This window comes from Pediococcus ethanolidurans (assembly GCF_001437405.1).
GTDB lineage: Bacteria > Bacillota > Bacilli > Lactobacillales > Lactobacillaceae > Pediococcus > Pediococcus ethanolidurans.
Genome location: NZ_JQBY01000007.1, coordinates 14,247 through 28,058 on the forward strand (window position 1 = coordinate 14,247; position 13,812 = coordinate 28,058).

The window sequence follows — 13,812 nt, forward strand, 5'->3', positions numbered from 1 at the left end:
TGCTATTAGGTTTACTTATAGTTATAATAAATTAACAATCAAACATGAGGGAGTAACTAGCAGTTATTTCTGCGGCAATGTCGTCAACAAGAAAAAATCTGGTATTGCCTGAAAAAGTGAGACTCGTGGATGTTCGCATTTTAGTGTGAACATGCACGAGTCTCTTTTTTAAAAGAACTCTTGCATGTCAGAATAATAAGGAGGAACACATGAAAGCTACAAAAGTAAAGTATTATAACCAAAGCGTGGAAGATGTGCTGAAAGCTCAAGGCAGCTCTCCTGAAGGGCTAACGGATGCCCAGGTTCAAGAAAGCTTAACCAAACATGGTCCTAATCAGTTGGAAACAAAAAAGAATACTACTTTATTGCAAAAGTTTATTGCTCAGTTTAAAGATTTGATGATTATTGTTTTAATTGCAGCTGCAATTATTTCGGTGTTTGTGGGTGAGGGCGTGGATGCAATCATCATCTTGTTGGTGGTTGTTCTTAATGCTATCTTTGGTGTTTTTCAAGAAACCAAGGCAGAAGAAGCCATTGCTGCCTTAAAAGAACTTTCTGCACCACAGGCTCATGTTAAACGGAATGGCAAAGTCGAAACCATTAAGAGCGAAGATGTTGTCCCGGGTGACATTGTTTTGCTTGAAGCTGGTGATATTATTCCGGCTGATTTGCGTCTGATCGAATCTGCTGGTTTAAAGGTAGAAGAAGCGGCCTTGACTGGTGAATCTGTTCCGGTGGAAAAACAAATTGCCATACTGAACGATAAAAAATTACCAATTGGTGATCAAACTAATATGGCATTTATGAACAGTAATGTCACATATGGTCGTGGTAGTGGTGTGGTTGTTGGTACCGGAATGCGGACAGAGGTTGGGCAAATTGCCAACATGATTAATAACGCTGAAGAAACAACAACGCCACTGCAACAAAATTTGGCGCAGCTGAGTAAAGTGTTAACAGGCTTAATTTTAGTGATTGCCGCGATTGTGTTTGTGGTTGGAATGATTCGTGGTAACGAAAGTTTAATTAATATGTTACTGACGGCTATTTCCTTAGCGGTAGCGGCCATTCCAGAAGGATTACCTGCTATTGTGACAATTACACTTGCATTAGGAACGCAAAGAATGGCAAAACGACACGCCATTATTCGTAAATTACCAGCAGTTGAAACTTTGGGTGGTACTCAAATTATTGCCTCTGATAAGACCGGAACATTGACACAAAACAAGATGACAGTTGAAAAAGTTTTTGTGAATAATCAACTACACGATGCCCAAAATGTGCAATTGAAGGATTATCCATACAATCACTTATTTGAGTTGATGATTTTGAACAATGATACCAAACAAACAAAAGAGGGCTTGATTGGTGATCCAACAGAAACAGCGTTAGTTCAATTTAATTTGAATAAGCACGAAGACGTAGATAAGCTAATTCAATCCGAAAAACGGGTGGCAGAGGTGCCGTTTGATTCTGAACGAAAATTGATGTCAACGTACAATCAGTTGCCAGATGGTCGATACATTCAAACGGTAAAAGGTGCGCCCGATGAACTCTTACAGCGGACAACATTGTTTGAAATTGAAAATGATGTTAAACCAATGGATGATACTGAACGCAAACTTATTTTGGAAACAAATCATGAGTTGGCCACCCAAGCAATTCGTGTATTGGGTTTTGCCTACCAAATTGTGGATGAAATTCCTAAAACATTGTCTTCTGAGATTGTGGAACAAGAATTAATTTTTGCTGGGTTGATTGGCATGATTGATCCAGAACGTCCAGAAGTTGCGCAAGCAGTTGTGGAAGCTAAACAAGCAGGAATTCGTCCTCTTATGATTACGGGCGACCATCGGGATACTGCGTCTGCCATTGCAAAACGGTTAGGAATTATTGGTGAAAACGACGATCAAGCCGTAATCTCTGGTACAGAATTGGATGAGATGGATGATAAGACTTTTGCCAAAAAAGTAAAACAATATTCAGTTTATGCACGAGTTGCTCCAGAACACAAAGTGCGCATTGTGAATGCATGGCAAAAGCAAGGTAAAGTAGTTGCCATGACAGGAGATGGCGTTAATGATGCACCTTCACTGAAACAAGCAGATATTGGTGTCGCCATGGGAATCACAGGGACCGAAGTTTCAAAGGGAGCTAGTGATATGATCTTGGCAGATGATAACTTTTCAACAATTGTTGTTGCAGTTGAAGAGGGACGGAAAGTATTTGCCAATATTCAAAAAGCAATTCAGTATTTGTTATCGGCTAATTTGGGTGAAGTTTTAACCTTGTTTGTCATGACAATGATGGGTTGGCAAATTTTAGCACCAGTTCACATTTTATGGATTAATTTAGTTACCGATACTTTCCCAGCCATTGCTTTAGGACTGGAACCAGCTGAAAAAAATGTGATGAAACAAAAACCGCGTGGTCGGGAAAGCAATTTCTTGTCCGGTGGTGTCGCAGGTAACGTCGTTTATCAGGGGCTATTAGAAGGATTAATTACGTTAGCCGTTTATGGAATTGCAATTTGGTTCCCAGTACATGCTTCATATGCTCAAGTCCATGCAGATGCGCTAACAATGGCATTTGCAACCTTAGGACTGATTCAACTTTTCCATGCATTTAACTCAAAATCAATTCACGGTTCGATCTTTAGTGCCACAACTTTGAAAAATAAATTCTTTAATTGGTCAATTGTGGTATCGTTTATACTGTTAGCTGCGACAATTGTGGTGCCAGGATTAAATGATATTTTCCATGTGAGTCATCTTGATCTTCATCAATGGGCAATTGTGGGTGGCGCTTCTATATCAATTGTGATCTTAGTCGAGATTGTCAAATGGTTCCAGCGTCGTTTCGCAGCTCGTTAATCAGTAAGAATGGAGAGATTTTAAATGCGTAAAAGTAATCCACAAGGTTATGCCAATTTACTCAGTCGAGTGATGGAATCGTCTGAACAGATGGGCGATGAGGTTGATCCTCATTTTCAAGATTTTAAAAAGACGTTGGCTTTGAAAGGTGCTGAATCTTTTAGCGAACATGATTTGCACGAGATTGTCACGATTTTTAAAAAAGCCGTTGATCTGTATCAGCAAAATACAGAAACTTTGAAAAGAGCTAAACCGCCAGTACAGATATTGGGACGTCATAAGCAATTGGTAAGTGCTTACCAAACGTATGCGGCCGACTGTGAATTAATGCTGACTAGTATTGATGAACAAAAACGTCAGATTAATTCTGACCAATTTAGTAAGGCTGAACAGGCGCAAGATAAGGATATGGATGCTGTTTCAAAGGCTTTTGATCGGATCATGTCCCTGTTAATGGGTTAAAACACAAAATTAAAACTAGGAAGAAATTTTCCTAGTTTTTTTGTGAAAAAAATTAACTAACAGAGATATTTTTAGAATATGTGTGGTAAAAAAAGATGTTCGCCACGGACAAATAATCACGTATGCTATACTGGTAACTATGTGTTATTGGGATTTAATGTTTAGTTTGGAGTGAATTTTTTTGGAAGATCGAATTGTAAAAATTGTAGAACAACAGCTGTCAGACATGCGGCCAAAACAGATTCATGCAGTATTGAGTTTGTTAGGTGAGGGCGATACGGTACCCTTTATTGCACGGTATCGAAAAGAACGAACGGGAAGCTTAGATGAAGTTCAAATTCGTGAAATTCAGACCAGCTATAATAAAGCAGAGAGCTTAGAAAAGCGCCGTGACGATGTTTTAAAACTAATTTCTGAACAGGAAAAATTGACACCAGCTTTAGAGAAGCAAATTAAAGCCGCTGATAAACTTCAAACGGTTGAGGATTTATATTTACCATACAAACAAAAACGTCGAACGAAAGCCACAATTGCTAAAGAGCAAGGTTTAGAGCCGTTTGCATTTTGGTTAATGACCTTCCCACAAGGTGAGTTGACTGCTAAAGCCAATGAATTTATTGATCCTGATAAAAAAGTAACCACAGTTGAAGATGTGCTGGCAGGTGCACATGAAATTCTTGCAGAAGCATTTGGTGATAGTGCTGGATTCAGAGATTGGATTCGTAATTATACCCGAAAAAATGGCCGTTTTGAATCACAAGTAAAAACTAAGGGAAAACAAAAAGATGAGCAAGGCGTTTATCAACTCTATTATGACTTTGATGAATCATTGGCTAACATGGTGTCACATCGAGTCTTAGCGATTAATCGTGGTGAAAAAGAAGGGGTTTTAAAAGCCCAAATTCAAGTAGATGACGATGCTATAATGCGTTATTTACATTTTCGGATCATCGGTGGCCATGAGGGACCAGCAGTAGCCATTTTACAGGCTGCTTATGAAGATGCGTATAAACGTTTTATCGGTCCTGCAATTGAACGGGAATTACGCAGTGAACTTAGTGAAGAAGCTAATACACAAGCAATCAATGTTTTTGGAGAAAATTTGTATCACCTGCTCATGCAAGCTCCAATCAAAGGAAAAGTTGTTTTGGGATTTGATCCTGCCTATCGAACCGGTTGTAAGTTGGCAATTATGGATCCTAACGGGAAATTCTTAGCAAAAAAAGTTATTTATCCACACAAACCAGCTTCTGAGACCAAACGAAAAGCGGCAGCTGGTGAATTTAAACAATTTTTAGAAGAGTATCAAGTTGAAATGATTGCCATTGGAAACGGAACTGCCAGTCGTGAGTCTGAAGAATTTGTTTCAACAGTTTTAAAAACGATTGAACGCAAAATTTACTATGTGATTGTAAATGAAGCAGGTGCGTCGGTTTATTCTGCTAGTAAAGCGGCTCGAGATGCTTTTCCTGAACTACATGTTGAAGAACGAAGTGCCATTAGTATCGGCCGTCGTTTGCAGGATCCGCTGGCTGAATTAATCAAAATCGATCCTAAGGCTGTTGGTGTGGGCCAATATCAACATGATGTTCCTCAAAAAGAATTAACCAGTCAACTCGATACAGTAATTGAAACTGCTGTGAACCAAGTTGGGGTTAATTTGAATACGGCTAGTCCTCAGTTGCTAGAACACATTTCTGGTTTAACAAAAACCACGGCACAAAATATTGTGAACTGGCGAGATGAAAATGGAAGTTATGAAGCACGAAATCAATTGAAAAAAGTACCTCGCTTAGGACCTAAGGCGTATGAACAATCTGTTGGTTTTTTACGAATTGTGCAAGGGAAAAATGTGCTTGATAATACGGACATTCATCCTGAAAGCTATAAGGCGGCCAAAAAATTATTAACTAAGACTGGTTTAAAGATGGCTCAAATTGGCACACCTGAAGCGACAGCGGCTTTTAAACCACTGAATCTTACTGAAACAGCACAAGAGTTAGAAATTGGTGTTGAAACTTTGAAGGATATCATTGCCGGATTAGAGAAACCAGGGCGTGATTTACGGGATGGAATGCCAGCACCATTGCTTAGAAGTGATGTTTTGACTCTTGAAGATTTAAAGAGTGGCATGAAGCTTCAAGGAACTGTGCGTAACGTTGTGGATTTTGGGGCCTTCGTCGATATTGGTGTTAAACAGGATGGATTAGTGCATGTTTCTAAGCTAACTAAGAAATTTATCAAGAATCCAGGTGAAGTTGTTTCAGTTGGTGATGTTGTCACGGTTTGGGTTGAAAGTGTTGATTTAGATCGTCATCGCATTCAGTTAACCATGTTAGATCCAACTGAAACAGCGGCTCAATGACAGATAATGACTTACAAACGTTAGTAGAACAAATTTCAAGAAACGATTTTCATCGTGAATTTAAACACCGCGCTTTTTTTAACTCGCGGTTGAGAACTACTGGTGGTCGCTACCAATTACAAACACATAATATTGATATTAATCCGCGAATGTTATCGGAACATGATTTACCAACTTTAATTGGCATTATTAAACATGAATTGTGCCACTATCATTTACATTTATTGCATCAAGGATATCAACACCGAGATTCAGATTTTAAAATTTTGTTAGCACGGGTACATGGATCGCGTTTTGCACCGGCAGGACCTGTAAGACAGCAAACTAAGCGGCATTTAATGTATACGTGTCAGAAATGTGGGTTTAAATATTTACGCCAACGACATATTGATTTAAAAAAATATCGATGTGGCAAATGTGGCGGTAGATTGCAGCTTGTGCAAGCGAGTTAACATGAATTTTATTGAAAAAGGTTGTAACTATTGCCGATTTTTGCTAATATAGTTAGGTAATAGTTTTGCACCCATGGCGGAATTGGCAGACGCGCAAGATTAAGGATCTTGTCGGGAGTTTTCCCGGTGGAAGTTCGAATCTTCTTGGGTGCATCCTAAAAAAGAAAAGGATTGAGAAATTAAATTTTCTCAGTCTTTTTTTGCGCCGTTTTTACCAGATTCTAAATCTGTAGAGAATAATAAATGTAAATTTGGGTCATTCTAGTTGCTGAGTGGTTACTTTTTGTATGTAATCGACAATTACTGTATTTAGCGGCATTAAGCAAGTATTGTATCGAAAAATAACTAAGAATGAAATCGCTGTATTAATTGAAACAGTGTGTTAAACTGTACTGTATTAATTAAGTGTATCAGAAGCGTATCAAAATTGAGGAACAGTAAATGAAGAGAAAAGATCGTATATACCAATTTGTAATTGAAAAAACCACAACAAGTACTGTTGCACAGTTGACCGACGGCGCAGCTTTAACAACTGCTGAAGTAGCCGATGCGTTAGATTTAATTCGTTCTAACGTTAGTAAAGAACTAAATCAGTTGGTTCGAGAGGATAAACTATGTAAATTGAGTGGCCGTCCGGTTCGTTATTGTCGTTTAATCGAAGAAAATGGCCATGAAAAGAAAGTCAATTCATCTCCTTTGATGGCAGGAAAAAGACGCATTCATAGTGGTTTAGAGACGAATTTAAATAGCGAGCAGCCCACAACGGAGATTAGTGATGTCTTTGAACATATGATCGGAAATAGCTCAAGTATGCACAATCAAATTGAACAGGCAAAGGCTGCAATTTTGTACCCACCTCGCGGTTTGAACACTTTAATAATTGGACCAACTGGATCTGGTAAAACTTACTTTGCTAATGCGATGTTTCAGTTTGCCAAGAACCAACAACTTATCCAAAAAACGGATGAATTAATTACGTTTAATTGTGCGGACTATTCGCATAATCCAGAACTCCTAATGTCACACCTCTTTGGATATGTTAAGGGCGCGTTTACAGGGGCTAATGAGGATAAAGATGGTCTAATTCAAGAAGCCGATAATGGCATGCTGTTTTTAGATGAAGTACACCGTTTGCCTCCTGAAGGCCAAGAAATGATTTTCTATTTCATGGATCATGGAACATACAGTAAGCTTGGTGAAACGTCCAAAGTGCATCATGCAAATGTTCGTTTAGTTTATGCTACCACGGAAGATCCAGAAAGTTCTTTGCTAAAAACTTTTGTCCGTCGAATTCCAATTACCATTCAATTGCCTGCGTTTAATAAGCGAAGTGCAAAGGAACGAATTGAACTTTTGAAAGTATTGTTAAGCATTGAGGCCAATCGCACGCATAAACAAATTACGCTAACAGAAGACGTTGTGCAGTCTTTGCTGGGCAGTGTGACATATGGGAATGTGGGTCAATTAAAATCTAACATCCAACTTGTTTGCGCACGTGGATTTTTGAATAATATTGAAAATAAGGGTGAAATTATGATTTCGGTGGATGATCTGCCACCGAATATTAAGGATGGTCTGGTTCATTTAGCTTCTAACCGCCGTGATTCTGGTGAAATTTCGAAATTACTAGAACCATATATGACAATTCAACCTGATTCGGATAACCACGTTCTGACAAACCGAAATGATAGTTATGAATTGCCTTACAACTTATATGAAATTATTGGTGATAAAGCGACTTTATTGCGTCAACAAGGCTTAGATCAAGAACATATCAATCATTTTATAAAAACAGACATTAATCTTCATTTGAAGACATTTTCACCCGATGAAGATGATATGCGTGCTGAAGCTAAACTAGCTGAAATCGTGAATCAAAATATCATTGATTTTACTAAGGAAATTCAAAGTAAAATTGAAAAAGAACTTAATTATAGTTTTCGAGATAATTTTCTTTATGCGATGAGCTTGCATATAAGTTCTTTCATTAAACGAATTCAATCTGGTAAACCAATGCGTACGATGAGTAAGGATTTGGTTGCTATGGTGGAAGATTATCCTAATGAAATGAAAGTTGCCCAAGAAATCAAAACACAGCTAGAAGATCGCTACAATGTTCCAATTCCGGAATCAGAAAGCTATTATTTGGCAATCTTATTGGTATCTTTAAAAATTGCGCCAACTTCCGGTAAAGTGGGAATTGTCGTTGCTGCTCATGGTAGTAGTACGGCTACTTCTATGGTACAAGTAGTTTCTCAATTATTGTCGGATAATACTATCCAGTCCTTTGATATGCCTTTAGATATGGAACCGCAAACGGCCTATAAGGAAATTGTTGACTGTGTTAAACGAGCAGATGAAGGTAACGGTGTGTTGCTTTTAGTGGATATGGGGTCTTTGAGCACGTTTGGTAGTAAAATTACCGATGAAACTCATATTCCAGTTAAAGTGATTGATATGGTCACCACCGCAATGGTTTTGGAGGCTGCACGAAAAGCATCGTTTATTGACACCGATCTTGCAGCAATTTATTCTGAATTGCGTGAATTTCATGGCTATTCACGAATTAATGTTTCTAATGAACAAAAAGAAAAGCACAATGAAATTTCGGAAACACCGCTTCCCAATGCAACCCGGCCTAAAGCAATTGTGGCCATTTGCTCAACTGGCGAGGGAACGGCTAAGAAAATTAAAAATATCCTTGACCAGTTATTAGTAGAAAATCTAATTGATGATATTAAGGTAATTCCAATTTCTTTAGTGGGGATGGAACATCATCTCAAGAAGATTCAGGCAAATTATCAAATTATCGCCACAACTGGTGTCACTCACCCGAAGATTCAAGCGCCGTTTATGCCTCTGCAAAAGGTTTTACAAGGTGGCGGAGAGGCCTTTATCAACAAAGTAGTAGAACGGGATTCCTTACAGTCCTTTGATGGTAAACAGGATGTAAAACTTACCAAGGAACTTTGTTGGCAATATTTGGATGAGTTCTATACCTTTATTAATCCACATAAGATTACGGATGTGCTGTGGCAATACATTGATCAGTTGCAAAGTGATACACAAAAGAAATTTAATGAATCCTTTAAAATTAATCTAATTATGCACATTGCGGGTGCAATTGAACGAACTGTAACCAATGGTGCGATTTCTGCTCCTGAAGAAGAATTACAAAAATTAACCAAATCAGAATGGTATCCAGCGGTAAAGGCTGTGAATGAAAGTAATTTAAGACGAATTCGAATTGATTTACCTCGTGAAGAAGTTTATTACATTGTCAAACTATTGGAAACTTGGCAAACCAAAGATGAAAAGCAACAAGAAGAGCTAGCTTCAAATCAAATAATAGAATAAGAGTACTAGTCCAACTAATTAAAATAACACACAAAACTGATACACTTTTAATGTATCAATTTTGTGTGTTATTTTTAAAGCCCTTAAAGTAGGCGTTTTCATTCAGTGTATCTTGGCACGGTTTTTGCTTATATATAAGTGAGTGCAAAAAATGATGGTCTTGTACTTAACGTATCAACGTCTGAGTCAACAGATAAATCTAGTTACAGGGTATTAAGAAATTATTCGTTACATTTTTATTTACTGTAACAATCATAATAGGAGGTATAGAAATGGTAGGGATTATCATTGCTAGTCACGGTGAATTCGCCAATGGGATCTTACAGTCCGGATCGATGATTTTCGGAGATCAAAAGGATGTTAAGGCTGTTACATTGAAACCCAGCGAAGGACCCGATGATATTAAAGGAAAGTTGGAAGATGCAGTTGCATCTTTCGAAAACCAAGATGAGGTATTATTCTTAGTTGATCTCTGGGGCGGAACACCATTTAATCAAGTGAATGGATTGTTTGAAGCTCACAAAGATAAATGGGCAATCGTTGCCGGTTTGAATTTACCAATGTTAATTGAGGCATATGCTTCAAGAATGTCGATGAATAGTGCTCGTGATATTGCAGCACACATCATCGAGACAGGTGTTGAAGGTATCAAGGTTCGTCCAGAAGAGTTACAGCCCAAAGAAAAGGCTCCTCAAGCTTCTGCAAAGCCATCAAATGCAGGTGCTCCAGGAAAATTTGAGTATGTTTTGGCACGAATCGATTCACGTTTGTTACATGGTCAGGTTGCAACCGGTTGGACAAAGGCAGTTAACCCAACTCGAATCATTGTAGTTTCTGACAATGTTGCTAAAGATGAGTTACGAACCACCATGATTAAACAGGCTGCACCATCAGGAGTGAAAGCTCATGTTGTGCCAGTTGATCAGATGATTAAATTAGCTAAGGATGACAAGCACTTCGGTGGTCAACGAGCATTACTACTTTTTGAAACACCACAAGATGCCCTTAGAGCTATTGAAGGTGGCGTTCCACTGAAGACACTTAACATTGGTTCTATGTCTCATTCAGTTGGAAAAGTTCAACCTAACAAGGTTTTGGCTTTTGATCAAGATGATATCGATACTTTTGCTAAGTTAAAAGATCTTGGGGTTACGTTTGATGTTCGTAAAGTCCCAACAGACGCCAAAGATAATATGGATGACATTCTCAAAAAAGCTGAGAATGAGTTACAAAAACAGAAATAATTTAATTTAAAGAAAACGGAGGATTAATCGTTATGAATTTAAACGCTATTCAGATGATTTTAGTCGTTCTCGTTGCATTTTTAGCTGGTATGGAAGGTATTTTGGATCAATTCCAATTTCATCAACCAGTTGTCTCATGTACGTTGATCGGCTTAGTTACGGGAGACTTAGTTCCTTGCATTATTTTAGGTGGTACTTTACAAATGATCGCTTTAGGTTGGGCTAACGTTGGTGCTGCTGTTGCACCTGATGCTGCCTTAGCCGGTGTTGCATCTGCAATTATTCTAGTTTTAGGTGGTCAAGGTAAAGCTGGAGTTTCTTCAGCTATTGCGATTGCCGTTCCTTTGGCTGTTGCTGGTTTGTTACTTACAATTCTTGTACGTACCATTTCAACTATGATTGTGCATATTATGGATAGGGCCGCTGCGGCAGGTAGTTTTGCCCAGTTGGATTTCTGGCAGTGGATTGACATTTGTTTACAAGGTATTCGAATTGCTATTCCTGCTGCATTGATCTTAGCAGTTGGTGCTGGTCCCGTTAAATCATTATTGGATGCAATGCCTTCCTGGTTAACTGATGGTCTTTCCATTGGTGGTGGTATGGTTGTTGCTGTTGGATATGCAATGGTTATTAATATGATGGCAAGCGCTGAAGTATGGCCATTCTTTGCACTTGGCTTTGTAATGGCAACAATTACTGATTTGACATTGATTGCCTTAGGTGCAATCGGAGTTTCACTTGCTTTGATTTACTTAACCTTATCAAGTAATAGTGGTAGTGGTTCAAGTAATGATGGCGGTGGCAGCAACTCTGGTGATCCGCTTGGCGATGTCATAGATAACTATTAAGGAAGGGAGTGCAAAAAATGGCAGATGTAAAAATTAAGTTAACAAAAAGAGATCGTGTTTCCGTTTGGTGGCGTTCAACCTTCCTTCAAGGTTCTTGGAACTATGAACGTATGCAAAATGGTGGTTGGGCTTATTCATTAATTCCAGCTATTAAAAGATTGTACAAAACAAAAGAAGATCGTGCTGCAGCTTTAAAACGACACATGGTATTCTTTAATACCCATCCTTACTTAGCTTCTCCAATTCTTGGTGTTACAATGGCACTTGAAGAAGACCGTGCTAATGGGGCTCCTGTTGATGATATTGCTATCCAAGGTGTTAAAGTTGGTATGATGGGTCCTTTGGCTGGTGTTGGTGATCCAGTGTTCTGGTTTACTGTTCGTCCTATTCTTGGTGCTTTAGGTGCTTCATTGGCTATGAGTGGAAGCATCATGGGTCCAATCATCTTCTTTATTGCTTGGAATATTATTCGAATGGCATTTACTTGGTATACACAAGAATTCGGCTACAAAGCCGGTGCCGCAATTTCAAAAGATTTATCTGGTGGCTTACTTCAAAAGGTTACTAAAGGTGCTACAATTCTAGGTATGTTTATCTTAGGATCCTTAATTAACCGTTGGGTTGTTGTTAAATTTACACCAGTTGTTTCACGAGTTAAACAATCTGCAGGTGCTTTCATTGATTGGGATAAACTTCCAAAGGGCGCTGCTGGAATCAAAGAAGCTTTGACTCAACAGGCTGCTGGTCGTACTTTGGATCAATTCAAAGTGACAACACTTCAAGATAACTTGGATGAATTAATTCCAGGATTAGCTGGTTTGTTGGTTACCTTCCTTTGTATGTGGTTACTCAAAAAAGGCGTTTCACCAATTATCATTATCTTCGGTTTGTTCGCCGCAGGTATCATTTTACATGTTTTGAACATCATGTAATAAAAATGGAATTAGTCTGGGATTTAGTTCCCGGGCTTTTTTTATTAATAGCTAAAGGTTGAAACTACAAAAACACATCTCGTTAACTGATATAAAAGCGTTCATGGTAACAAAATCAGATTAAATTGCCGTCTTCCAGCAAATTTGGGCTGGAACGTAGTGCGAGTTCTTGCGGCTGATTTTTGTCACAAGAATCGATATCGTACGAAGTATCAAACATTCTTAGTCCGGAGGCGATTGGTCTCAGGTGCCCACCCCGTTCCAGACCGGGTGAGCCGTAGGACGGTAGTTAGAACTCTGTTTGTAAACTAAGCTGTTTAACGTCAGTTATTGAAGTGATTTTTGATATTTTCAACCTTTAGTTAATAGTAGAAAATAAAAAGCGGTGACTAATTTTGCTCAAATGATAAAATCGCCGTATAATAGCAGTAATTATTGAGAGAATGGAGTCAAATAAATGGTTGAATCTATCAATACAAAAGTAGACTTAGTAATAAAGGGAACATCATACATTGGTCTGGGACGTTATGGTCAGATTATGATTGGTGATAAGGGATTTGAATTTTATAGTGATCACAATGTGAAGGATTATGTTCAAATTCCATGGAGTGAAGTTAGTTATGTGGCAGCTTCAGTTATGTTTAAGGGCAAGTGGATTCCTCGCTTTGCGATTTTTACGAAGTCAAACGGACACTACACTTTTGCGGCAAGAGATGCCAAAAAAACTTTACGAGCCATTCGGGTTTACGTAGATCCTAAAAATATGGTTCGTTCTTTAACCTTTTTCCAAGTTCTCAGACGAGGCTCACGAAATATTTTCAAAAAACTTAAAGCAAAGGTTGGACGACATAGTTAATTCAAACAATTTAGAGGAATTATAAATTAATGACAGAGTCTATAAATACGAAAATTGATTTAAAAGTTAAAGCAACACTAGACGCAGGTGCGTCTCAAAAGGGCAAAATTGTAATTGGTGATAAGGGATTCGAGTTTATTAATAATCAAAAAAATCGTTATTTTGTCACTTTACCTTGGAATGAAATTGACCATGTTGGAGCCACACGAGGAATTCGAAAAGGGCATATTACTCATTTTACAGTTTACACGAAACGTCATATTGGCTATGTATTTACTGCAAGAGATTCTAAAAGAATATTTGAAGAGATACGTCCACACGTTGGTGCTAAGAATTTAGTTTATGAGAAGGATATGTTTGATCGTCTCCGTCATAGTTTTGAAGATTTGACTAAAAAATAAGAAATTGGTTTTGAGGAGGAGC

The 13,812-nt window shown here is 38.3% G+C and carries 10 protein-coding genes and 1 tRNA gene; all 11 read left to right on the forward strand.

Annotation, left to right across the window (positions count from 1 at the left end; genetic code table 11):
- Window positions 1-209: 209 nt before the first annotated feature.
- The 11 genes from IV87_RS03980 (at window position 210) to IV87_RS04030 (ending at window position 13,790) form a co-directional block, all read left to right on the forward strand.
- The gene (locus tag IV87_RS03980; RefSeq protein ID WP_057805695.1) at window positions 210-2,873 is read left to right on the forward strand and encodes a cation-translocating P-type ATPase; all 2,664 of its coding nucleotides are present in this window, start codon (window positions 210-212) and stop codon (window positions 2,871-2,873) included.
- Window positions 2,874-2,897: 24 nt separating this feature from the next.
- The gene (locus tag IV87_RS03985; RefSeq protein ID WP_057805697.1) at window positions 2,898-3,335 is read left to right on the forward strand and encodes a hypothetical protein; all 438 of its coding nucleotides are present in this window, start codon (window positions 2,898-2,900) and stop codon (window positions 3,333-3,335) included.
- Between the two features lie 226 nt (window positions 3,336-3,561).
- Entirely contained in the window at window positions 3,562-5,700 is a 2,139-nt protein-coding gene (locus IV87_RS03990) for a Tex family protein (protein WP_371862111.1), read from the forward strand.
- Window positions 5,697-6,152, forward strand: a complete 456-nt coding sequence (locus tag IV87_RS03995) for a SprT family protein (RefSeq protein WP_057805700.1) — start codon at window positions 5,697-5,699, stop codon at window positions 6,150-6,152. The genes IV87_RS03990 and IV87_RS03995 overlap by 4 nt, the downstream gene beginning before the upstream one ends.
- A 67-nt stretch (window positions 6,153-6,219) precedes the next feature.
- Window positions 6,220-6,305: transfer RNA gene (locus IV87_RS04000), tRNA-Leu, on the forward strand.
- A gap of 288 nt (window positions 6,306-6,593) precedes the next feature.
- Window positions 6,594-9,509: a sigma-54-dependent transcriptional regulator gene (locus tag IV87_RS04005; RefSeq protein ID WP_057805702.1), complete on the forward strand. Its 2,916-nt coding sequence runs from the start codon at window positions 6,594-6,596 to the stop codon at window positions 9,507-9,509.
- Window positions 9,510-9,781: 272 nt separating this feature from the next.
- The gene (locus IV87_RS04010; RefSeq protein ID WP_057805703.1) at window positions 9,782-10,753 is read left to right on the forward strand and encodes a PTS sugar transporter subunit IIB; all 972 of its coding nucleotides are present in this window, start codon (window positions 9,782-9,784) and stop codon (window positions 10,751-10,753) included.
- Between the two features lie 32 nt (window positions 10,754-10,785).
- Window positions 10,786-11,601 carry a PTS mannose/fructose/sorbose transporter subunit IIC gene (locus IV87_RS04015; RefSeq protein ID WP_057805705.1) on the forward strand — a complete coding sequence of 272 codons (816 nt, stop codon included), beginning with the start codon at window positions 10,786-10,788 and terminating at the stop codon, window positions 11,599-11,601.
- A 17-nt stretch (window positions 11,602-11,618) separates the two neighbouring features.
- Window positions 11,619-12,533 carry a PTS system mannose/fructose/sorbose family transporter subunit IID gene (locus IV87_RS04020; RefSeq protein ID WP_057805706.1) on the forward strand — a complete coding sequence of 305 codons (915 nt, stop codon included), beginning with the start codon at window positions 11,619-11,621 and terminating at the stop codon, window positions 12,531-12,533.
- 457 nt (window positions 12,534-12,990) lie between these two features.
- The gene (locus IV87_RS04025; protein WP_057805708.1) at window positions 12,991-13,389 is read left to right on the forward strand and encodes a DUF956 family protein; all 399 of its coding nucleotides are present in this window, start codon (window positions 12,991-12,993) and stop codon (window positions 13,387-13,389) included.
- A 29-nt stretch (window positions 13,390-13,418) separates the two neighbouring features.
- On the forward strand, window positions 13,419-13,790 hold the full coding sequence (locus IV87_RS04030; RefSeq protein ID WP_057805709.1) for a DUF956 family protein: 372 nt from the start codon (window positions 13,419-13,421) through the stop codon (window positions 13,788-13,790).
- Window positions 13,791-13,812 lie beyond the last annotated feature (22 nt).

Bases quoted from the DNA above. Each gene is read 5' to 3' on its own strand.
- IV87_RS04025 (WP_057805708.1), top strand. From the start codon at position 12,991: ATGGTTGAATCTATCAATACAAAAGTAGACTTAGTAATAAAGGGAACA.
- IV87_RS03995 (WP_057805700.1), top strand. From the start codon at position 5,697: ATGACAGATAATGACTTACAAACGTTAGTAGAACAAATTTCAAGAAAC.
- IV87_RS03990 (WP_371862111.1), top strand. From the start codon at position 3,562: ATGCGGCCAAAACAGATTCATGCAGTATTGAGTTTGTTAGGTGAGGGC.
- IV87_RS04020 (WP_057805706.1), top strand. From the start codon at position 11,619: ATGGCAGATGTAAAAATTAAGTTAACAAAAAGAGATCGTGTTTCCGTT.
- IV87_RS04010 (WP_057805703.1), top strand. From the start codon at position 9,782: ATGGTAGGGATTATCATTGCTAGTCACGGTGAATTCGCCAATGGGATC.
- IV87_RS04015 (WP_057805705.1), top strand. From the start codon at position 10,786: ATGAATTTAAACGCTATTCAGATGATTTTAGTCGTTCTCGTTGCATTT.
- IV87_RS04030 (WP_057805709.1), top strand. From the start codon at position 13,419: ATGACAGAGTCTATAAATACGAAAATTGATTTAAAAGTTAAAGCAACA.
- IV87_RS03980 (WP_057805695.1), top strand. From the start codon at position 210: ATGAAAGCTACAAAAGTAAAGTATTATAACCAAAGCGTGGAAGATGTG.
- IV87_RS03985 (WP_057805697.1), top strand. From the start codon at position 2,898: ATGCGTAAAAGTAATCCACAAGGTTATGCCAATTTACTCAGTCGAGTG.
- IV87_RS04005 (WP_057805702.1), top strand. From the start codon at position 6,594: ATGAAGAGAAAAGATCGTATATACCAATTTGTAATTGAAAAAACCACA.